Below are 25,466 nucleotides of genomic sequence, written 5' to 3' on the forward strand. Positions count from 1 at the left end.
ATGGGAGACGTTATTGATATATATGGTTTATCACCTTTGCAAAAAGGAATACTGTTTCATACTTTATACGATCAAGATGATGAACATTCATTTTCCTATATTGTACAAGTAGGCTTCTTGCTCGGGGGGCAATTGGATATTGCTACTTTTGAAAAGGCCTGGGAATATGTTATTCATCGACATGAGGTTTTACGTTCAGTATTTGTGTGGGAGGAAGTAGAAAAACCACTACAAGCGGTTTACCAACGTCTTCCTTTTACTATTCATCAAGAGGATTGGAGCACCTATCCACATGATGAAAGGGCGAAGAAATTACAACAGTTTTTGAATGTAGATCGTAGAAAAGGATTTTTATTGGATGAAGCACCATTGATGAGAGTCACTGCGATTAAAGAGGCAAAAGAGGAAACGAGAATTATTTGGACACATCATCATATTTTGCTAGATGGATGGAGTGTGTCATTGGTCTTTAGTGAAGTGATGGAAGTTTATCTCAAGATGATAAAGGGAGAATTGTTGAATCTTCCTAAACCTCTTCCTTATAAAAAATATATTCAATGGATAAATAAACAAGATCAAAGTCAAGCAGAGGAATTTTGGAAAGAAGAATTAAAAGGGTTCTATGCACCTACTCCATTAGCAATGGAAAGAAAGGAACAAGGACAAGAGAAGGGTTATGGAGAATGTGCTTATCAAGTATCTGAGGAACTTACTGAGAGTTTACAAGAGTGGGTACGAAATAGTCGATTAACGTTGAATACGTTAGTACAAGGTGCATGGGCTTATTTGATGAGTAGGTATAGCGGTGACAGTGACGTCGTATTTGGCGTAACTAGCGCTGGGCGTCCTACTGATTTAATGGGAGCAGAGAATATGGTGGGGCTATTTATTAACACATTACCTACCAGAATTCGATTAACGGATAATACATCAGTAGTAGATTGGCTTCGTAAAATACAAATGAAAGAAATGGAACGAAGACAGTATGAGTATAATTCGTTGATAGATATTCAAGGCTGGAGTGAGGTTCCGCGAAATAGCTCCTTATTTCATACCTTGTATGTGTTTGAAAATTATCCAATTCAAGGTGAGAGAAATGATGATTTAAGATTACTAGATGTTACAAGCACGGAACAAACAAATTATCCTTTAACACTCATTGTAATGCCCGGTAAGAAAATTACTTTAAAGTTGATGTATGATCGAAGCTATTTTAATGAAGAAACAATAAATCGGATTCAGAATCACTTATTGCAAATATTAATTCAGATGACGAAGAGCCTAGATTCAAAACTATTTGAAATTACTCATTTAACAGAAGAAGAACAGATACAGTTACTAGAGGAATGGAATCATACTCAAGTTAATTATTCGGCTGAAGGCATGATTCATACGATGTTTGAGGAGCAAGTTAAAAAAACACCGGAAGCAATCGCGGCTAGTTACGAAAATGAACAAATTACCTATAAAGAGTTGGAGAAGCGTGCAAATCAGCTAGCTCATTATTTACAAAAGCATGGTGTAGGCCCAGAGTCTCTAGTTGGAGTATATATGGAACGTTCATTACAAATGATGATAGCGTTATTAGGTATTCTAAAATCAGGAGCAGCGTATGTTCCACTTGACCCTACTTATCCAGAGAGTCGGCTTCGATATATATTAGAGGATGCTGGAATCGAAGTACTAGTGACGGAAGAGAATTCTAAAAATTTGTTTGTATCTGAAAATATAGAAACGATTTGTATGAATAAAGATTACACTGCAATTGAAAAAGAAGAATCAACCCCATGTATAAGTGGTGTAACAGGAGAAAATTTAGCGTATGTTATGTATACTTCAGGATCTACAGGGAATCCAAAGGGAGTAATGATTGAGCATCATTCAGTAATTAATTATCTAGAATGGATGCAACATAAATATCCGCTTTCTGAAAAGGATGTGGTCTTGCAGAAAACGCCATTCTCATTTGATGTCTCTGTTTGGGAATTGTTTTGGGGCATTCACGTTGGTGCCAGTGTATCTTTCCTACCTCCAGGTGGAGAAAAAGATCCTTCTATTATAGCTGAAGTGATTAAACAACATCAGGTTACTATAGTTCAATTTGTACCTTCAATGTTATCTGTTTTCTTAGATCACTTCAATCGTATTGAATTGAACATGAATTGTTCGTCCGTACGCCATGTATTTTCTGGTGGAGAAGAACTAAGTTCAGGGTTAGTTAGACGATTTCAACAGAAATGGAATTATAGTGGACAAGTGAAATTAACCAACTTTTATGGACCAACTGAAGCCACTATTTATGTGAATGCATTTGATATTCAGCCTAATCAAGAATTTGTTTCTATTGGGCAGCCAATACAGAACACGCAATTATATGTATTAGACCAAAATCAACGCTTGCAATCAATAGGAATTGAGGGTGAGTTATATATTGGTGGTGCTGGTTTAGCACGTGGATACTTAAATCGTCCGAATCTTACTGCTGAAAAATTCGTTTCGCATCCATTCCAATTGGGGGAACGACTATATCGAACAGGAGATTCAGTAAGATATCTAACTGATGGAAATATAGAATTTATAGGTAGAATGGACCATCAAGTCAAAATGCGTGGTTTTAGGATTGAATTAGGAGAAATTGAAGCCACTTTAGAAAAATGTTCGTTTATTAAAGAGGCTGTCGTATTAGTTAGAGAAGATCGTCCAGGTGATCAACGATTGGTTGCATATGTAATAAGCGATGAAAATACCGAGGAGTGGAGAGAGTATTTACAAAAACAATTACCGAATCATATGATTCCAGCGCACTTTGTAGAGTTAGAACACTTCCCGCTTACTCCGAATGGGAAAATTGACCGAAAGGCCTTGCCAATACCTGATGAGCAAGCTATTGGAGATTTAAATGTTCTACCTCGGACGCCATCGGAAGAGCTTATTGCCTCGGTTTGGGGTCAAGTGTTAGGGATAGAAAATATTAGTATTCAGGATTCCTTCTTTGAACGTGGTGGGCACTCACTACTTGCTACTCAAATCGTCTCTCGGTTACAAGAACTGTTCCAAATTAAAATTCCATTACGTGAACTTTTCAAGCACGATACAGTGGAAGCATTGGCGAAACGAGTGGATCAGTTACGAAAAGAAGATAAAGAACGAGAGGTTGCTCCTCTTGTACCTATGAAACGAGAAGAAGTTATCCCACTTTCCTATGCGCAGAAACGTCTATGGTTTATTGATCAATTAATGCCAAATAGTGCGATGTACAATATTCATGCAGCGTGTCGCTTAACAGGTAAATGGTCAATTGAAGCATTGGAGGTCGGATGGAATCAATTGTTGGAGCGTCATGAATCATTAAGGACGACAATTCTAGAACAAGAGGATGAACCTTTTCAACAGGTTCAATCTCATGTGTTCAGACATATTCCTCAAACGAATCTAACAGATCTTTCTTTGGAAGATAGGGAAAGAGAAATGAAACGCCTTATTCAAAACGAGGCGGAGGAACCATTTCATTTGGGACAAGGTCCTCTGATTCGAACACGAATATTGAAAGTGGACAGGGAAGAATGGGTTCTCATTTGTACGATGCATCATATTATTTCAGATGGATGGTCAATGGGAATCTTACTTGAAGAATGGATGGCTTTTTATGAAGGAGCACTAACCGGAAAACCAGTGGAATTGAAGGAGTTATCTATCCAATATGCAGATTTTGTCATGTGGCAGAAGGAATGGCAAAAAGAGGAGAATTTGAATCAGCACCTTCAATATTGGAAGGAAGAATTATCTGGGGAACTACCGGTTTTACAATTACCGATGGATCGTCCTCGACCTGCAGTTCAAACCCATCGTGGTGCAAGTCAGTCCTTAATAGTGGCGAATTCCCTACAGGAAAAGCTCAAAGATTTAAGTCTGCAAGAAGGATGCACTTTATTTATGACATTGATGGCAGCGTATCAAAGCTTCCTTTCTCGTTATACAGGACAGGACGACATTATAGTTGGAAGCCCAATCGCTAATCGAAATGTGAAAGAGATTGAGGGATTAATAGGATTCTTTGCAAACACGTTGGTTTATCGAGCTGATTTCAGTGAAAATCCGACGTTCCAAGAACTTTTGTCGCAGGTAAGAAAAAAAGCGCTAAAAGCATACGAGTATCAGGACATCCCATTTGAGAAAGTGGTAGAATCCGTAAAACCTGAACGGAATACAAGTCATTCACCAATATTCCAAACTATGTTTACTTTACAGAATACGAAACAAGAGTTTCTTCAGCTATCTGAAAGACAAATGGAACTCATGGAAAGCCATGCTTCTGTTGCCAAATTTGATTTGAGTTTATTTGCTTCTGAGACGGAAGAAGGATTATCACTAACCTTTGAATATAATACTGATTTGTTTAATGATACAACCATTGAACGTATGGCAAGTCATTTTAAACATTGGTTAAATCAAATTGTCTCTCATCCAAAATGTGTACTATCAGAACTGAATATGTTATCGAAAGTAGAATATAAGCAACTACTAGAGGAATGGAATAAATCGCGTGTTATAGATATGGAAGAAAGTACGATTCATACAATGTTTGAAGAACAGGTGAAAAAAACACCAGAAGCAATTGCAGTAGTGTGCGAAGATGAAGAACTAACATATCGAGAGTTGGACGAACGCTCGAATCAGTTGGCACATTATTTACAAAAAAATGGTGTAACATGCGAATCATTAGTTGGGGTTTGCGTTACACGTTCATCCGAGATGATTGTCGGTCTTTTAGGAATTATGAAGGCGGGAGGAGCATATGTCCCAATTGATCCAGCGTATCCGGAAAGTCGACTGCAGTACATTTTAGAAGATGCTCAAATAAAGGTACTGGTGACGCAGGAAAAGTTACAACAAAAAATGGTTATACCTAAATTCGTCAACGTGATTTGTATTGATCGTAATCGAGCAGAAATAGAACAAGAAGTAACTACGGTATGTACGAGTGAAGTGACGGGCGATAACTTAGCCTATATTATCTATACTTCAGGTTCCACTGGAAATCCAAAGGGAGTAATGATTGAGCACAGGAATACAGTAACAATGATTCATTGGGCGCACCACACGTATTCCCGAAAGGAATTAGCGGGAGTGTTAGCTTCAACTTCGCTATCTTTTGATTTATCCGTTTTTGAAGTATTTGTTCCCTTAACGATGGGTGGTAAGGTGATTGTCACTGAAAATGCTCTACATCTAGAGAAGTTGTCTTCCAAAGGTGTGACTTTGGTTAATACTGTGCCATCGGCAGCAAAGGAACTGGTTCGAGCAAAAACAATACCTTCTTCGGTAAAGGTGATGAATATGGCTGGAGAACCATTGCCATATTCGCTTGTTCAAGATTTATACGAGAGAAATACGATTGAAAAGGTGTACAACCTATATGGACCGTCCGAAGATACTACGTATTCCACGTATATGGAATTAGAAAAAGGTGTCATGCATAGGGTCCCACCGATTGGTAAACCAATATTCAATACAGAAGTATATGTACTAAGTGCTGAACAAAAAATGGTTCCAATTGGTGTAGTTGGTGAGTTGTACATTGGTGGATCAGGATTAGCACGTGGATATTTAAAGCGCCCTGACTTAACGAAAAATCGTTTTATACCGCATCCGTTTAAAGAAGGAGAGCGAATATACCGGACTGGAGATTTAGTAAGGTATTTGCCGGATGGAAATTTGGAGTATGTTGGGCGAATCGATCATCAGGTGAAAATTCGTGGGTTCCGGATTGAACTAGGAGAAATTGAAGCGATATTACAACGGCATACACTAGTTAACGAAGCTATTGTGATGGTGCGGGAAGATTATCCTGGCGACCCACGTTTGATTGCCTATGTTGTAGGAGACGGAGATGCTCAAAAGTGGCGTGATTATCTCAAGGATCAACTACCAAATTATATGATCCCAGCCTATTTTGTTGGATTAAATGCATTTCCACTCACTCCTAATGGGAAAATTGATAGGAAGGCTTTACCAGCACCAGAGAAACAGGAGATAGCAAGTGGTTATATTGCTCCTCGTACGTCTACGGAAAAAACAATCGTTTCGATATGGCATGAAGTTTTAGGTATGGAAAACATCGGAATTCAGGATTCGTTTTTTGAAATTGGTGGCCATTCATTACTTGCTACGCAAGCTGTTTCTAATCTTAAAGAGGCTTTTGGAATCGACATACCATTGCATGATTTATTTATGTTTCATACGGTGGAGCAATTGGCAGAACAGATTGATCAATTGCTCGATAACAAAAATCAAGAAATGCAGAAGGGTAGTAAGGAGAATGTAAGTCTTCAAGACTATATTCAAAAAGAAGCAGAAGTGAGTAATGATGAAGAATTACTGGAACTACTTAAGCAATTAGAAGAGCTATCAGAGGAAGAAGCACAAGGGATATTCGAGAGTAATTTGATTGAGGAAGGGGTAAAAAAATGAGAAGTGATTTACTTGCAAAGCTGAGTTCACTTTCTCCTGAGAAGAGAGCATGGCTTCAGAAGCAAATGCAAAAAAAGGAGAATAAAGAAGCACTCCCGTTGTCTTATGCACAACAACGTTTGTGGTTTATGGACAGATTTAATCCAAATAGTTCTTTATATAATATTCCAACGGTATGGCATCTAAAAGGAAATTGGATACCTGAAGCATTAGAAAAGGGATTCAATCGACTCATTGAACGCCATGAATCATTACGAACTGTTTTTAAAGAAGTAGGAGAACAACCTGTGCAACAAATTGTCGAATTCCTTCCTAGAGCATTACCTGTAAGAGATTACTCTCAACTTCCTCTAGAAGTAAAAGAAAAAGAGGTAGATAGTTTAATTGCGAGAGAAGCGCAAGAACCATTTAATTTAATGAATGGTCCTTTAGTTCGTAATCAGCTTGTTCAATTAGAGAAGGATGAATGGTTATTACTGTGTACGATGCATCATATTATTTCTGATGCTTGGTCCATTGGTATATTCATGAATGAATTACTTGCTTTCTATGAAGAAGAAACGGGCGGAAATCCTGCTAAATTAAGTTCATTATCCATTCAATATGCAGACTTTGCGAAGTGGCAAAAGGAGTGGTTGCAAGGTGATGTGCTAAATCGTCAGCTTACGTATTGGCAAGAAGAATTATCTGGTGAGCTTCCTATTTTACAACTGCCAGTGGATCGACCTCGACCGGTTAAGCAGACTTACTCTGGGGCTACGCATCACGTAATTTTTCCTTATAAATTGCTTAGTCAATTGAAGGATATAAGTCGACAAGAAGGATCTACTTTATTTATGACTTTAATGGCCGCATACCAGAGCTTTCTTGCTCGTTATACGGGACAAAAAGATATTCTAGTTGGTAGTCCGATTGCAAATCGGAACCATAAGGGAGTAGAAGGATTAATTGGTTTCTTTGTTAATACGTTGGTTTACCGATCAGATTTGAGTGGCATCCCTACTTTTCGAGAGATTTTGAACCAAACAAAGAAAAAGGCGTTAAAAGCTTACGAATATCAAGATATACCATTTGAAAAAGTGGTAGAAGCTGTGCAACCTGAACGAAGCACGAGTCATTCCCCTATATTTCAGACCATGTTTACGCTACAAAATATAAAACAAGAACGACTAGATTTGCCTGATAGAAGTATTGAAATGGTAGAAAGTAATATGTCTATTGCTAAATTTGATTTGAGCTTAACTGCCTATGAAGTGGAAGAAGGTCTATTCGTCTCATTTGAATACAACACGGATTTATTTGATAGTAGTACCATTGCACGTATGGCAGGACATTTTGAGAACTGGCTAAATGAAATCACGTATCATCCAGATGAATCATATACAAAGCTGTCAATGTTATCGGATACTGAGCAAAAACAACTCCTAGAAGAATGGAATGATACGGACGTAGTTTATGGTCATGATTGTATGATTCATGAGCTATTTGAGCAGCAAGTTGCACGGACACCTAATGCAGTGGCGGTAGTTTATGAGGGTGGAAAGCTAACGTATCAAGAACTGAATGAAAAATCGAATCAATTGGCACATTTTCTACAAAAACGAGGTATCGGACCTGAATCATTAGTCGGTATATGTATTGAACGTTCTCCTGATATGATTATTGGTCTCTTTGGGATTTTGAAAGCAGGTGGGGCTTATGTCCCACTGGACCCAAGTTATCCCGAAAACCGCCTGAGATACATTTTGGAGAATTCACAAATTCAAGTGCTGTTAACAAAAGAGGCACTACAGGACTGGTTACCTAAAGATATTCGAGCAATTTGTTTAGACCGGGATCAAGTAATGATTTCTAAAGAGAGTAATTTAGCTCCGGTGAGTGGAGTAACAGCAAATAACTTAGCCTATATTATATACACTTCGGGTTCGACGGGAAATCCAAAGGGGGTAATGATTGAACATCATTCCGTTATCAACCGTCTACAGTGGATGCAGAAAAAATACCCATTGTCCGAGGACGATACAATCCTACAAAAGACACCGTTTTCATTTGATGTTTCTGTCTGGGAATTATTTTGGTGGTCATTTGTAGGAGCACGTGTTTGTTTACTTCCACCAGGAGGAGAGAAAGATCCTGCGGTGATTGAGGAGTATATTGAACGATATCGTGTGTCCACCATGCACTTTGTTCCGTCGATGTTATCTACTTTTTTAGATTATATGGAACTATATAATTCGAAAAGGGATGTATCGTCTTTAATTCAAGTTTTTACTAGTGGAGAAGCGTTAAACACTGAGCAGGTTCGCCGGTTTAAGGGGATCTTTTACAATGTTCAGCAAACAAAGTTAATTAACTTGTATGGTCCTACTGAAGCGACTGTGGATGTGACTTATTACGATTGTGATTTAGAAAAAGAGGCAATGCTTATTCCGATTGGTCGTCCGATTGATAATACAGAGTTGTATGTGTTAGATCAATATCAACAAGTGGTCCCGATTGGTGTGGCAGGGGAACTTTACCTTGGAGGAGTAGGATTGGCACGTGGCTACTTCAATCGACCGGATTTAACTACTGAACGTTTTATTCCGCATCCTTTTAAGGACGGGGAACGATTATATCGAACGGGTGACTTGGTGAGATATATGAATGATCGTAACTTAGAATATATTGGAAGAATAGATAACCAAGTCAAAATTAGAGGATTCCGAATTGAATTGGGAGAAATTGAAGCAGCTTTACATGATCACTCATCTGTAAAAGAGGCAGTCGTGTTGGTGAAGGAAGATCGACCAGGAGATAAGCAGTTAGTAGCTTATGTAGTGGGTGAAGGGGATACTGGAGAGTGGCGTGAATATCTCAAGAAGCAATTACCACATTATATGGTTCCGGCATACTTTTTCCAAATTGAAGGTATGCCACTCACTCCAAATGGTAAAGTGAATCGGAAAGCATTATTAGAATTAGAAGAACAGTTCATAAGTGAAGATATTACTTCATCACGAACACCAGTGGAGGAGCTCATAGTTTCCGTTTGGAGCCAAGTGTTAGGAATAAAAAATATTAGTGTGCAGGATTCCTTTTTTGAAATTGGTGGTCATTCACTACTAGCTACTCAAGTAGTGTCACGTTTACAGGAAATTTTTCAAATCGAATTACCAGTACGTGAACTATTTGAATATACAACGGTGGAGTCACTGGCAAAGCGATTAGAACAGCTACGTAAAGGAGATAAAAAACGAGAGATTCCGCCACTAATACCGATGGAGCGAGGAGAAGCTATTCCACTATCTTATGCCCAACAACGTTTATGGTTTATTGATCAATTTACACCTAATAGTGCCCTTTACAATATGCCAATGGTATGCCGTCTTACAGGGAATTGGCTACTTGAAGCATTGGAAACGGGATGGAATCAACTAATAGAACGTCATGAATCACTGCGGACGGTCTTTCAAGAAGTGAATGGTCAACCCGTACAGCAAATTAAATCGTATGCTTTTCAATCAATTCCGAAAACGGATTTAACTATGCTTTCTTCTGAAGACCGAGAAGAAGAGGTTAAACGTTTCATTCAACAAGAAACAGAAGTGCCATTTGATTTAACAGAGGGTCCATTAATCAGGACGAGTATTTTGCACGTGGGAGAGGAAGAATGGATACTCCTTTGTACTTTACATCATATCATTTCAGATGGATGGTCAATGGGAATCCTACTTGAAGAATGGATGGCATTTTATGAGAAAGCAACGGATGGAAAGGTGGCGGAACTTGAACCATTACCGGTTCAATATGCCGACTTTGCTCAGTGGCAAAAAGGATGGCTGAAGGAGGAAGTGCTTGATCAACAACTTCAATATTGGAGGGAAGAATTGTCTGGGGAGCTTCCTGTACTCCAACTTCCTATGGATCGCCCGCGTCCTGCAATACAAACTCATCACGGGTCGACATACACTCTAGTTTTGCCAAGCACGCTACATGATAAATTGAATGAACTTAGCCGAAAAGAAGGGGCTACACTCTTCATGACGCTGTTGGCTGCGTATCAAAGTTTTCTATCTCGTTATACGGGACAAGAAGATATTTTGGTCGGAAGCCCAATTGCGAATCGGAATTATAGAGAAATTGAAGGACTAATTGGTTTCTTCGTTAACACGCTGGTTTATCGAACTAATTTGAGTGGTGGACCGACATTTCAAGATGTACTGTATCAGGTTCGTCAAAAGGCATTGAAGGCGTATGAATATCAAGATATCCCATTTGAAAAAATTGTAGAAGTTGTGCAACCGGAGCGAAGTACAAGTCATTCGCCAATCTTCCAGACTATGTTCATCTTGCAAAATATGAAACAAGAGTTTCCGGTGTTATCTAGTAGAAGTATTGAAATGATAGAAAGCCATAGTCCAATTGCAAAGTTTGATTTAAGTGTGATGGCAGTTGAGACAGAAGAGGGATTACTTTTTACTTTTGAATACAATAAGGATTTATTCAATGCTACTACTATTGAACGGATGGCAGGACACTTTGAGAAATGGCTATATGAAGTTTCTCATCGCCCACAAAATCCGTTGCATGACCTGAGCATGCTATCGGAACCCGAGCGTAATTTGTTATTAGAAACATGGAATGACACTGTAATGGAAATGTCCCATCAGGGTCTTATTTGCGAAAGATTTGAGGAGCAAGTAGCAATGCGTCCTGATGCGATTGCGATAGTTGATCAAACAAAACAGTGGACTTATGGTGAACTGGATATACAAGCAAATCAGTTGGCAAATGTTTTACAGCGAAAGGGAGTAGCCCCAGAGTCAGTGGTGGGAGTTTATCTTCCGAGGTCAGCAGAGCTAATGGCAAGTTTACTAGGCATTTTAAAAGCTGGTGGAGCTTATGTTGTTTTAGACCCGTTGTATCCAAAATCAAGGTTAGAATACATGATTGAAGATGCAGGAATTCAATTTGTAGTGACGGCGGAAGTACAAGAAGGACATTTCGCACACGTCGAAATGGTGAGGTTAGAAGAATTAACGGTGGAAAGCGTAATTGCACCTACACGTCAAATAAATCCAGAGAACTTAGCCTATATTGTCTATACCTCTGGTTCTACAGGAAAACCGAAGGGTGTTATGGTTGAATATCGCTCATTAATGAATATGGTTTCTTGGCATCAAGAAGTTTATCGTATTTCAGCAGAGGATTGTGCGACTCAGATTGCAGGGGTTGCTTTTGATTCGGCTGTCCAGGAGATTTGGCCGTATCTAACTGCTGGTGCAGCACTCTACTTGTCAACAGAGGAACTGAGAATTAATCCAGAAGCACTAAGGGACTGGCTCATTGATTCACGAATAACAGCTAGTTTTGCACCTACGCCTATTCTGGAAAGACTCTTGAAATTATCTTGGCCAGATAAAACGGATCTTCGTTTTATCATTACTGGTGGGGATCAATTAACACAGTATCCATCTAACGATATTCCTTTTGCGGTAATTAATCAGTATGGTCCATCGGAAAATACCGTTGTTACCACAGATTGTTATGTACCTGTAGGAGTGACAACAGGTACGCCATCGATTGGTCGACCGATTGCGAATACAGAAGTTTATGTGTTAGATTCTCATCTTCAGCTAGTACCAATTGGTGTAATTGGAGATCTCTATATTGGAGGGAAGAGTCTTGCACGTGGATATGCTAATCGTCCGGATCTTACAAAGGAAAAATTTATTCCACATCCTTTCAAGTCAGGAGAACGTCTCTATTATACAGGAGACAAAGCAAGTTATCTTTCTGATGGTAATCTCCAGTTCCATGGACGTATAGATGACCAAGTGAAAATTCGTGGTTTCCGGATTGAATTGGGAGAAATAGAAGCTGTTTTGCAGGCGCATTCTTCTGTGAAAGAAGCTGTTGTATTGGTGCGAGAGGATAATCAAGGTGATAAGAGATTAGTAGCTTATGTAGTTGGTGAAGGAAGTGTCCATGAATGGCGAGAACATCTACAAACACATTTACCTAATTACATGGTTCCAACAAACTTTATTGAGATGGAATTTTTACCACTTACACCGAATGGAAAACTTGATTTGAAGGCATTGCCTATACTTAGTGAACAATCCGCTGAAAATACTGTATACCCAAGAACTCCGCTGGAAGAACTTATTGCTTCAGTGTGGAGTCAAGTGCTAGGAATAAGAGACATTGATGTTCAGGATTCTTTCTTTGAGCTCGGTGGTCACTCTCTACTTGCTACACAAGTGGTCTCACGCTTACAGGAGGTCTTTCAAATCAAATTGCCAGTACGTGAACTGTTCGAATATTCAACGGTCGAGGCATTATCGAAACGAATAGATCAGTTACGTAAGGGGAGCGAAAAACGAGAAATTCCACCATTGATGCCGATAGAACGAGGGGGAAATATTCCACTGTCTTATGCCCAACAGCGCTTATGGTTTATTGATCAATTTGCACCTAATAGTGCACTTTATAATATGCCAATGGCATGCCGTCTTACAGGGAATTGGTTACCTGAGGCATTGGAGTTGGGATGGAATCAGTTGATAGAGCGTCATGAATCTTTGCGGACTGTATTTTATGAAGAGGATGGCCATCCTATCCAGCAGATTCAACCGTACGTTTTCCGTCCGCTTCTGCAAATGGACTTAACTAAGCTTTCATTAGAGGAGCGAGAAAGAAAGTTGGAGCAATGGATTCAAACTGAAGTCGAATCTCCATTTGATTTAGAACAAGGGCCATTGTTCCGTGGGAAACTCATAAGAATTTCAGAAGAAGAATGGATTCTTCTGTGTAATATGCATCATATTATCTCAGATGGATGGTCGATGGAAATCTTACTTCAAGAATGGATGGCATTTTATGAGAATGCGATTGGTGAAAAACAAGCAGAGCTGGAACCACTACCAGTTCAATATGCCGATTTTGCTCAGTGGCAAAGAGAATGGTTGAAAGATGAATTACTATATCAACAACTTGCGTATTGGAAGGAAGAATTATCCGGTGAGTTACCAGTCTTAATGTTGCCAATGGATCGTCCGCGTCCGCCAGTGCAAACCCACCATGGATTAACTCATAATGTTTTGTTATCGCGCTCATTACTGGATAAATTAAACGAACTAAGTCGTCAAGAAGGGGCCACACTTTTCATGACCTTATTGGCAGCGTATCAAAGTTTCCTTGCTCGTTATACGGGACAAACGGATATTATTGTTGGTAGCCCAATTGCAAATCGAAATTATCGAGAAATTGAAGGACTGATTGGTTTCTTTGTCAATACATTGGTTTATCGAGCTGATTTAAGTAATGCACCGGCATTTCAAGAGTTGTTGTCTCAAGTGCGGATAAAAGCATTGAAGGCGTATGAGTATCAAGATGTTCCGTTTGAGAAAATTGTAGAGGTTATCCAACCTGAACGAAATACAAGCCATTCTCCGATTTTCCAAACCATGTTTACTTTGCAAAATACGGGACAGAAGCTACCAGAACTACATGGAAGAAATATAGAAGTAATGGAAAGTAATGCCCCTATCGCTAAGTTTGATTTAAGTTTAACTGCTGCAGAAGTGGAAGAGGGTTTATTACTTACTTTTGTTTATAGAACTGATTTATTTGACAGCTTAACTATTGAATCCATGGCTGAACATTTTGGGAACTGGTTGAATGTAATCGTGGAGAATCCTGATAAATCATTAGCTAAGTTGCCTATATTATCAGGATTACAGCAAAAACAGTTGGAAGAGTGGAATAATGATGCTGTAGCATATCCACAGGAAAGTACGATTCATCAGCTGTTTGAAGAGCAAGTAAATCGTACACCTGATGCGGTAGCAGTGGTAGATGAAAAACAGCAGTTAACGTATCGAGAGCTGAATGAAAAAGCTAATCAATTGGCCCACTATCTTCAGCAATGCGGAATTGGGAATGAATCATTGGTTGGACTTTGCTTTGAGCGTTCAGTTGAGATGGTTGTTAGTATTATGGGGATTTGGAAGGCTGGAGCAGCCTATGTTCCATTAGACCCATCATATCCAGAAAGTCGCCTACGATATATTTTGGAGGACACTGGAATTCAAGTATTAGTTACGAACGAGTCATTGGAAGACTGGATACCTAAAGAAATGAAGATAGTTTGTCTAGATAGGGATCAAGCAATGATTTCACAAGAAAGCATTCTTTCACCAAAATGTGAAGTAACAGGAGAAACCTTAGCGTATGTTATCTATACTTCAGGATCAACGGGGAATCCAAAGGGTGTCTTGATACAGCATCATTCTGTACTAAACTTGTCACATGGTTTACAAAAAGAGGTTTTCGAACATGAGATACCATCTAACATGCATGTCGGTTTAAATGCGTCAATTGCCTTTGATGCATCTATCCAGCAATTACAAATGCTGCTTTATGGTTCAAGTTTGTATATTATTCCAAATGAAGTACGAAGTGATCCGGAGCAGTTTGTAGCTTATATTAGGGAGAACAAGTTAGAAATCTTTGATATAACACCTTCATTGCTTCAATTACTTATAGATGTCGGATTGTTAGAAACGTGCGATGGCATTCATGTTCCAAGTAAGGTACTGGTTGGTGGTGAAGCAATTATGCCGTCATTATGGGAACAGCTAGTAGAGACTGATAAAATACAGTTTTATAATGTATATGGTCCTACAGAATGTACGGTTGATGCAACATGCTATCATATCAAAAAAGATAGTAAGAGAGTAACAATTGGGCGTCCATTGCCTAACGTCCAAACTTATGTATTAGATAGAAATAGGTTACCAGTTCCAGTTGGTGTGATGGGGGAACTTTATATCGGAGGAGCAGGTCTAGCAAGGGGGTACTTGAATCGTCCAGAGTTAACATCCGACCGATTTATTTCTCATCCATTCAAAGAAGGCGAGAGGTTATATAGAACAGGCGATCTTGTGAGATATCTTCCAGATGGTAATATAGACTACTTAGGAAGAATGGATAATCAAGTGAAGATTAGAGGATTTCGAATCGAACTTGGGGAGATTGAGTCGACTTTACAAGAGCATGACTTGGTAAAAGAGGTAGTTGTAATAGTTAGGGAAAATCAGTCGGGAGATAAGAGATTAGTAGCTTATGTAGTGGGCGAAGGTAGTTTAGAAGAATGGCGAGAGTATCTTAAAACAAAACTGCCAATCCATATGATACCTTCCTACTTTGTCGAAATGAAAGAATTACCGCTAACCATAAATGGAAAGGTTGATCGGAAATCGTTACCTATACCAGATTATCAAGGAACACAAGAAGGCTACGCGGCCCCAAGAAATGAACGTGAACATAAGCTTTCTATCATTTGGGAACGTGTGCTAGGTTCAAAACGTATTGGTATTTATGATAACTTTTTTGAAATTGGTGGAGATTCAATTCTTAGCATTCAGATTGTCTCTCGTGCAAAGCAAGCTGGTTTACAGTTGACACCAAAACAACTATTTGAACACCAAACGATTGCTGAGTTGGCGCAAGTAGTCAAAGAAGAACAAGGTGTACAAGCTGAACAAGGAATTATAACTGGAGAGACGATACTTACACCTATTCAGCAAAGGTTTTTTGCACAAAATCATCCTAATCCACATCATTGGAATCAATCCATGTTCTTTAGAACGAAAGAAAAATTGGACATAGGATCACTGGAAAAGGCAGCGCGTAGCCTTCTACTTCATCATGATGCCCTGCGTTTAAGATATGAACGTTTACCTAATGGGACTTGGGAACAGTGGAATGAAGGAATTAAAGAACAATTGATGCTGACTGTCATTTCATTAGACGAAGTGCCGGAAGCGTATTGGCATGAAGTTATTCAAAAAGAGATTAATGTTGCACAAGAAAGATTGAATTTACATGATGGTCCTTTAATGAGAATGGTGTATTTTGATGAAGATGAGAAGACTGGCCGATTATTTTGGACAATTCATCACTTAGCCGTGGATGGTGTTTCTTGGCGAATTTTATTGGAAGATTTGCAAACAGCGTATACGCAAGCAGTCCAAGGACAAAAAATTCAATTACCTATGAAGAGTACATCTTTTAAAGAATGGTCGGAGAAATTACAACATTACGCTGAAACTGGAATATCAAAAGAAGTGCTACATTACTGGGAGCAGCAGGCTGAACAAGACGTAGTTATACTGCCAGTAGATGGTACTATAAGTAATCCAGTAAGCGCAGTAACTGAGGAAATTACTGTGGTGTTAAACGAGAATGAGACCCGTATGTTATTGCAAGAGACTTTAAGCACTCACCGTGTCCAAATCAATGAAGTATTATTAGCAGCATTGGTACAAGCTACAGCAGCATGTACGGGGCAGCCGATATTAAGCGTAGATTTAGAGGGACATGGTCGAGAAGAGATTATTGAAGATGTTGATTTATCGAGAACCGTGGGATGGTTTACAAGTATTTACCCAGTTCATTTAAATATTACTAATGCTAATACGCCAATTGCAGCATTAAAAGCAGTTAAAGAACAAGTTCGCAAAATTCCTAATAAGGGTGTTGATTATGGGGTGTTGTGTTACATGAACGCAACAATGTGTGAGCAATTAAGCTTCCAATATACACCGTCTATTAGTTTTAACTATCTTGGACAATTTGACCAATTGTTTTCTAGCGATGCAATGTTTATTCCAGAGAACGAATTTAAGCGTTTAGATCATGCTGCCGGTTCCAAGCGATCGCATGTAATTGATGTAATTGGGGTTGTAACGGATGGAAAACTTCAATTCACTTGGGTATACAATGTTGGACAATTTGCCAAATCAACGATTCAAAGTATTGCACAGAATATGCTATATCAACTGAGTACATTGATCCAATTTTCAGATAGAGAATCTGCACTGACCATTTCGGATTTTGCAATGGCTAATCTTAGCCAAGAAGGTTTGACAAATGTACTAAACAAAATGCATCGCGGAAAGAACAATCAGATTACTGATTTATATCCACTATCACCTTTGCAAGAAGGTATGATTTTCCACACATTGCATGACCAAGGGGATGAACATGTTGCACCGTATATAGTGCAATTGAGTTTTATGATTCGAGGGAAAATGAATATTCCTACATTTGAGCAGGCGTGGAAATCTGTAATTCAGCGGCATGAAATTTTTCGTACAGCATTTGTATGGGACGAAATTGAAGAACCTGTACAAGTGGTGTATGAAAATATCCCATTTAAAGTGAACAAAGAAGACTGGCGTACAATGACGAGTGAAGAGATAGAGGAAAAAAGAAAAGTCTTTTTGGAATTAGATCGAAAACAAGCCTTCCAATTTGATGAAGCACCATTGATGCGGGTAACAGTCATTCAAGAAGGTGAGGAAGAATATCGGATTGTTTGGACCCATCACCATATTTTACTGGATGGATGGAGTTTACCATTAGTATTTAATGAATTACTTACAGTCTATCAAAAGAGAATGAATGGAGAAGCTGTGAAGTTACCTAAGTCCTCACCATATAAGAAATATATCCAATGGCTCAGAGAACAAGATAAGGAGCAGGCGGAACAATTCTGGAGAGAGAAGCTAAAAGGTTTTACTGCACCAACTTTACTGGGCTTAGAAAGTAAAGAGGGAGAAAAAGGTTACACAGAGAAGGTTACGTATTTATCAGAAGAGCAGACTCAAGCGTTACAAGGATGGGCGAAACGCAATAAACTTACTTTGAGTACAGTAATTCAAGGTGCATGGGCATATCTCATGAGCCGATATAGTGGAGAAAATGACATTGTTTTTGGTGTAACAAGCTCAGGGCGTTCTACGGAGATTATTGATGTTGAAAACATCGTAGGTCCTTTCATTACAACGTCACCGACGCGAATTCAATTGATGGATGATATAAAATTAATAGATTGGTTGCAGAAGATACAAGAGGAAGAGATAGAAAGAAGACAATATGAGTATGCTTCTTTGACAGAGATTCAGGCGTGGAGTGAAGTTCCTAGAGGAATACCGCTGTTCAATAGTTTATATGTGTTTGAAAATTATCCAGTGAAAGAGGAGTCTTCAGAAAATCTGGAAATTGGTGAATTGGAAGGGGTAGAACAAACCCACTACCCATTAGGGTTAGCTGTAGTTCCAGGAATCCAGTTATCGTTAAAGTTAATGTATGACCGTAGTAAGTTTAATAGAGTAACCATTGAACGAATGCTGGGTCATTTACACAAAGTGTTAATGCAAATGCTCAAAAACATTGATCAAAATCTATCGGAGCTAGTATATATTACGGAAGCTGAACAAAGAAAGCTATTGGAAGAATGGAATAATAATACTATATCCTATCCACGTGAGAATGCAATCCATCAACTATTCGAAGAGCAAGTAAATCGTACGCCTGACGCGTTGGCAGTGGTAGATGAAAAACAGCAACTAACATATCGAGAGCTGAATGAAAGAGCTAATCAATTAGCCCATCATTTACAGAAATGTGGAATTGGGACAGAGTCATTAGTTGGCCTTTGCTTTGATCGATCAGTTGAGATGGTTGTTGGTCTAATGGGAATTTGGAAGGCCGGAGCAGCCTATGTTCCATTGGATCCATCGAATCCGGAAAGCCGCCTACGATATATTTTAGAAGATACAGGAATTAAAGTGTTAGTTACAAATGAAGTATTACTAGGCTGGATACCTAAAGACATCAAGGTAGTTTGCCTAGATAGGGATCAAGCCATGATTTCTCGAGAAAGCAAACTTTCACCAACATGTGAGATGACAGGGGAAAACTTAGCGTATGTTATCTACACTTCTGGTTCGACAGGGAATCCAAAGGGGGCTTTAGTACAGCACCATTCTGTAATAAACCTATCATATGGTTTACAAAAAGAAGTTTTCTCACATGAGATACCTAGTAATATGCGCGTCGGTTTGAATGCATCAATTGCCTTTGATGTATCTATTCAGCAATTACAAATGCTGCTTTATGGTTCAAGTTTATATATTATTCCAAGTGAAGTTCGCACTAATCCAGAACAATTTGTGTCCTATATTAGGGAGAATAAATTGGAGATGTTTGATATGACACCTTCATTACTTCAGTTACTAATAGATGGAGGATTGCTAGAAATAAGTGCTGATGTTTATGTACCAAGCAAGATATTGGTCGGTGGTGAAGCAATCATGCCGTCATTATGGGAACAGCTAGTAGAGACTGAAAAAATTGATTTTTATAACGTATACGGTCCTACAGAATGTACGGTTGATGCAACGTGTTATCATATCAAAAAAGATAGTAAGAGAGTAACAATTGGCCGTCCGTTGCCGAACGTTCAAACTTATGTATTGGATAAAAATTTGTTACCTGTTCCAGTTGGTGTAACAGGTGAGCTATATATTGGTGGTGCAGGTATAGCGAGAGGATACTTGAATCGCCCAGAATTAACAGCAGAGAGATTCATCCGTCATCCATTTAATGAAGAAGAGCGTTTATATCGTACGGGAGATTTGGTTCGTTATTTACCTGATGGTAATTTAGATTACTTGAGAAGAATTGATAATCAAGTGAAAATTCGAGGATTCCGTATTGAACTTGAAGAGATTGAAGCAAATCTAGAGAGTTATCCATTGGTAAAAGAAGCAGTAGTTTTGGTGACAGAGGATAAGCTAGGAGAGCAGAGATTGGTTGCTTATGTAGTTGGAGATGGTAGTATGCATGATTGGCGTGAATATCTCAAGACACAAGTACCGAATTATATGGTTCCCGCACACTTTATTAAGGTAGACGAGATTCCTCTTACAACGAATGGCAAAGTTGATCGAAAGGCATTGAACAATTTAACTATTCTAAGAGAAAATAACTTTTCTACACCAATCATTCCAAGGGATGAAATTGAATATCAGTTGATTAAAATCTGGCAGGATGTGTTACAGATAGAAGATGTCTATGTAAATGATGATTTCTTTAATAGAGGAGGACACTCTCTCCTTGTAATTAAATTAGTTTCAAAAATTAGGGAGAAGTTTGGAAAAGAGATTAAGGTGTCTACATTGATTAAGAATCCAACAGTGGAAGGAATCGCATGCCTTATTCGTGATAAGCATGATATGACGAAATCAGTAGCAGCGCTAGTTCCACTACAAGAATCAGAGAAAAGACCTTTCTTCTGCGTTCATCCGTTTATGGGTAATGTATTCTGTTACATTCAACTAGCAAGATTGCTTAAGAGCCGTTGTTCATTTTATGGTTTACAGAATCCTCTTATAGAAAAGAAAGAAATTGACGAGTTAACTTTGCCGGAAGTAATTCAACTTTACATCGAAGAAATAAAACGTGTTCAGCCAGAAGGTCCATATCGTCTTGGAGGATGGTCTTTAGGCGGTGCGATTGCTTATGAAATCGCAACTGTATTAAAGAATCAAGGTGAGGAAGTTGAGTTGTTGGTACTCATGGATACTAAAGTACCTTCAAAGCAGGATCATAAAACAAGTGAGGATATGCTCTCATATATATATGAGCATTTCATTCCTAGAGATCTTACTGAGCAGGAAGGAGACCTTGTCCATAAACAAGATATGCTTGTGGAGCAATTAATTATGGAAGGAGTACTCACGCCTGATGCAGATCTTATCAATTTGAAGCAAGTTATCAATGCGCATAGGAAATGCCTGAACCTAATGGTAGAGCATGATTTAATACCATACTCTGGAGAAGTTCTCTACTTTAGTGCTGAGGAAGGAAAAGAGTTGTTTACAGATTGGGGACCTTTATTAAAAGGTAGAGTAAATAGGTATTCAGTCCCTGGATCACATGAAGAAATAGTGGATTCACCTGCAGTTGAAAAAATAGCTATGTATCTACTAAATGAATTTGAAGGAATAAAAGAGAAATCCATTTTATTAACGGAAAAGTAGAGAGTATAAAAGATGCAATGCAATGAACGAAAAGGGTAGACTAATACCTGCATATCAAGTGTAGGGAATAATGAATATATTAAGAGCATTACTTTTTAAGGGGATAATGTAAAAAGTAATTGGTAGAGACATAGAAATCTTTATGAGTTACCCATAGTATGATGTAAATACTATGAAATCTTTGTAATAGAAGCGAATGCCTGATGATATTACTGAGGAAAGGTGCATATTTTCATTGATATGTAAATATGCACCTATTCTATTGTATATGCAATAGAATAAAGTTAATTTGAATTTCCGTAACGTTCATATATGAAGTAATTCTTTAAAAAAGGAAGTGATTTATTATACAAATTCAAGCTGTGAAAATACCAAAGAATATTGAAAGTCATTTGCTTAAGCAACTTAGTAACTTAGTTTCAAATGAGAAGAAAGAACGAATGAAGCGTTTATTAAATTCATGCGACATTAATAGAACTCTAATAGGAGATTTACTAATCCGATCTCTAATCTGCCAAAAGTATAAAATTAATAATAAAGAAATTAGATTTATATATAATAAGTATGGAAAACCTTTTGTTGAAAAAATTTCTGACTTTCATTTTAATGTGTCTCATTCAGGAGAATGGGTGGTTTGTACTACTGCTAATTTTAACGTGGGTATTGATATAGAAAAAGTTTCAGAAATAGAGGCTTTTAAATTAGCAAAAGAATTTTTTTCAGCGGAAGAATTTTATGATATATCTAATATGAATTCTGATGAAAAAATTAATTATTTTTATGATTTATGGACATTAAAAGAAAGCTATATAAAAACGATTGGAAAAGGGCTTTATACCCCATTAAATTCATTCTCTATAAAAAAAGAATCACGAACTTCAATTTCATACAAGAATATACCTAAAAACTTTTACTTTAAACAATATAACATTGATCCAAATTATAAGTTATCTGCTTGTGCAACAAGAGATGAATTTCCGCAAGAGATAATAATTAAAGACATTTATACAATTTGCCAAACTATATACAAATTTGAAAGTAAGGAGAAAATCAATGCAGAAGACTAAACTTTTTTGCTTTCCACATGCTGGGGGATCTGCGTTTAACTACGCAAAATGGAAAAATTACTTTAATCCATATATTGAAGTAGTCCCGATAGAATTAGCTGGTAGAGGATATAGAATTGAAGAAAGCTTGTACCAAGGTATGGAAGAGGCCGTAAATGATGCCTACACTAGTATAGTTAAGCAAATAGACGCTTCACCGTACATTCTATTCGGGCATAGCATGGGGAGTTTGATTGCTTATGAAGTAGCTAGAAAAATACAGGGTTCTAATAACGAATTACCCGAATTTCTTGTTTTATCCGGTAGAAACCATCCAAATAGTAAAATAAAAAATATCCGATATAATCTTCCTAATGAACAATTTAAAAGAGAAGTTATTGCAATGGGAGGTACACCATCTGGGGTACTTCAATCAGAAGAATTAATGGAGATTTTTCTCCCTATTTTAAGAGCAGATTTTAAGATTGTCGAGACATATATTCATGAAAATAATATACAACCATGTGATATTGATTTTCTTATATTTAATGGGAAAAATGATGAATTTACTACATATGATCAAGTAATAAAATGGAAGCAATATACAAGTAAAACGTGTACTTTTCATTCTTTTGAAGGTAGTCATTTCTTTCTAAATGAAAATATTGAAGAAATAGCAAAGAGTATTATAGGAAAATTAAATTCTAAAAGATTATCAACTAGTTTTTAGGATTTTTCTAAGTATGCTCATGCCTAAGAAACAAAAATATGAAAGATGAAAAATACAGGCATTGCTGAAATATTGTTGAATATATGCATAGAAGCCTAAACGAACTGTTTAAAGGTAGAAACTCTAAGCAAAATGTACATGAATTAACTTTAGTTTAAGCTGGCTTTACCTATAATACCATCAAGATTCCTTATTATACTTAGTACAAAGTACACAACAGTTAGAGAGGCTGTATGTAAAGCAAATGAATATGTGAAGTGAAAAGGCCGACTCTTATAATTATGAGTGGGCCTTTTGGTTTTATGGATATCAAATTAGTGAGCAACATTTCAAAGGGTATCTTGTGATATAACTAAGTAGAATTTTTTAAACAAGGGGATGATGAGATGAATAAATTGAAGGGGAAAATTGCATTAGTAACAGGGGCTAGTAGAGGAATAGGCCGAAGTATTGCATTACATTTGGCACATGCTGGTGCGTTAGTCGTTGTTCACTATAGTAAAAGAAAAGAAGAAGCAGAAAGTGTAGTGGATAAAATTAAACAAGATGGCGGTTCCGCATTTGCGATTCGTGCAGACTTAAGTACTTTTAATGGCATTAATAACTTGTATTCAATGATGGATCAATCTCTTCAAAAATATATAGGTAATACTACATTTGATATCCTTGTAAACAACGCTGGAATTGGGCAGGTTTTAACATTAGAGGAATCTACAGAGGAGTCTTTTGATGAGGTTATGAATATTAATGTGAAAGCTCCATTTTTCATTATTCAGAAGGCTTTGCCACGTTTAAAAGATGGGGGAAGGATTATAAATATTTCGTCTTTTGTCACAAGGGTAGCCTCCCCAAGTGTTTTTGCCTACAGTATATCTAAGGGGGCAATAAATACACTCACTCATACTTTATCTCAACAACTTGGTGTTCGTGGTATTACAGTAAATGCAATTCTCCCAGGCATAATTAACACAGAAATGAATGCTGAGACATTGGGTAACCAAGATGGACAAAAATATGCTGCAGGTTTATCGACCTTTAATAGGTGGGGGGAACCTAATGATATAGCTGATATTGTAGGTTTTCTTTCATCATCAGACAGTCGTTGGATAACTGGTGAGTTAATTGATGCAAGTGGTGGATCTTGCTTATAATATTAGAGGAAAAGCCAACTTAAATTAAGTTGACTTTGCAATTCTATTATTTGTTTGTTAAACCAGTGAACTATGTACCATTTTTTAGTTCTTAGAATAGTCACCTTGAGATGGGGCCAAATGTAGTAAGTCAATCAGGGGAGAGAACTAATTATGCTTTAGTATGATTTATGATAAGTATAAATGGTAAAAAGCAATGAATATGCACAATTTCATATGTAAATAGGTACTTTTTGTTAACTCTTTTAAAGGGAAGGAAATGTATGAAATTATTATGATAGAATCAATTTGTATTAAATCGAAAGGGGATGAGAGTATGCTAAAAAGAATGATTATAGGAGTTTCATCATTATTAGTGGGAGCAACAGTTGGCTTAGCGACTGATGTATCCGCAGCACCTGCACCACCATTAACATCATTAAATGTGGTAAAAGTTGAATCTCAATTAGGCGGGGTTGAATTTATTGGTCCTAATAATTTAAGTACAGCTAAAGATCACGGAGGGAGCTATTTATACATTTATACAAATGAAATGGGATATGGTAGAAATCCAATTGCTCAAATGAGTGGTCAAAAACTAAAAAAAGTAGATTCTAAGATGATTGATATAAATGGGGATAGAACAGTGGATGGATGGGAATATAAATGGGATGCTTCAGGACAGCAAAATGGGCAATTTAAATATCAAAATACATCTACAAATGCACCTTGGAATACATTATCTACGTCATTAAATATTAAATAAACTAACAGAAGAATTCGATGTTATTTTTTTATGTTTGTTATATATGTAACGTTTGGATACCTAAAGGAGTCTACGTTTTTAAGTAGGCTCTTTCTAACTAATGATAAGATATCAGCAAATAGATAAACTATTTTTTCTAATCGACAAATTAAAAGTTTACATAACATTTTTCTGGTAAACAATTCTAGGTTTAATAGTGTAATCAATAAAGTAAGGAAATCTTTCATAAAATCAATTAAGTTATTTAGTGGGTCTTTCATCATAAATATCTAAAACTACATATTTATGAAATTTTATAAAATTTTCACTTTATATTTAGTCTTAAATCATACGATTTTAATACAAAATACTATAATTTGATTAGTAATAGCAGTGAAAAAAACATTAAATATATCTAGATTTTAAAGCTAATGTTACTTTATTACGTAATTTGTTTAAAGGGAT

6 protein-coding genes are annotated in these 25,466 nt (G+C 37.4%); all 6 read left to right on the forward strand.

From position 1 onward, the window contains the following. The 6 genes from AC0ONG_RS10860 (at position 1) to AC0ONG_RS10885 (ending at position 25,022) form a co-directional block, all read left to right on the forward strand. Positions 1-6,471 (forward strand): non-ribosomal peptide synthetase, encoded by a 6,471-nt coding sequence (locus AC0ONG_RS10860; RefSeq protein ID WP_136996686.1) that lies wholly within the window; start codon positions 1-3, stop codon positions 6,469-6,471. Continuing rightward, entirely contained in the window at positions 6,468-21,350 is a 14,883-nt protein-coding gene (locus tag AC0ONG_RS10865) for a non-ribosomal peptide synthetase (RefSeq protein ID WP_431142863.1), read from the forward strand. Before AC0ONG_RS10860 ends, AC0ONG_RS10865 begins: the two co-directional genes overlap by 4 nt. 362 nt (positions 21,351-21,712) lie before the next feature. Next, the gene (locus AC0ONG_RS10870; RefSeq protein ID WP_000701224.1) at positions 21,713-22,417 is read left to right on the forward strand and encodes a 4'-phosphopantetheinyl transferase family protein; all 705 of its coding nucleotides are present in this window, start codon (positions 21,713-21,715) and stop codon (positions 22,415-22,417) included. Beyond that, entirely contained in the window at positions 22,404-23,126 is a 723-nt protein-coding gene (locus AC0ONG_RS10875; RefSeq protein WP_001172926.1) for a thioesterase II family protein, read from the forward strand. Before AC0ONG_RS10870 ends, AC0ONG_RS10875 begins: the two co-directional genes overlap by 14 nt. A 386-nt stretch (positions 23,127-23,512) precedes the next feature. Beyond that, on the forward strand, positions 23,513-24,277 hold the full coding sequence (locus AC0ONG_RS10880) for an SDR family oxidoreductase (RefSeq protein ID WP_001037509.1): 765 nt from the start codon (positions 23,513-23,515) through the stop codon (positions 24,275-24,277). Between the two features lie 259 nt (positions 24,278-24,536). Continuing rightward, on the forward strand, positions 24,537-25,022 hold the full coding sequence (locus AC0ONG_RS10885) for a DUF4879 domain-containing protein (protein WP_000272949.1): 486 nt from the start codon (positions 24,537-24,539) through the stop codon (positions 25,020-25,022). The last annotated feature ends 444 nt before the right edge of the window (positions 25,023-25,466 follow it).

The sequence above is a fragment of the Bacillus sp. TCT6 genome (assembly GCF_056033845.1).

Coding starts and splice junctions, on each gene's coding strand:
- AC0ONG_RS10860 (WP_136996686.1), top strand. CDS start 1: ATGGGAGACGTTATTGATATATATGGTTTATCACCTTTGCAAAAAGGA.
- AC0ONG_RS10865 (WP_431142863.1), top strand. CDS start 6,468: ATGAGAAGTGATTTACTTGCAAAGCTGAGTTCACTTTCTCCTGAGAAG.
- AC0ONG_RS10875 (WP_001172926.1), top strand. CDS start 22,404: ATGCAGAAGACTAAACTTTTTTGCTTTCCACATGCTGGGGGATCTGCG.
- AC0ONG_RS10880 (WP_001037509.1), top strand. CDS start 23,513: ATGAATAAATTGAAGGGGAAAATTGCATTAGTAACAGGGGCTAGTAGA.
- AC0ONG_RS10885 (WP_000272949.1), top strand. CDS start 24,537: ATGTATGAAATTATTATGATAGAATCAATTTGTATTAAATCGAAAGGG.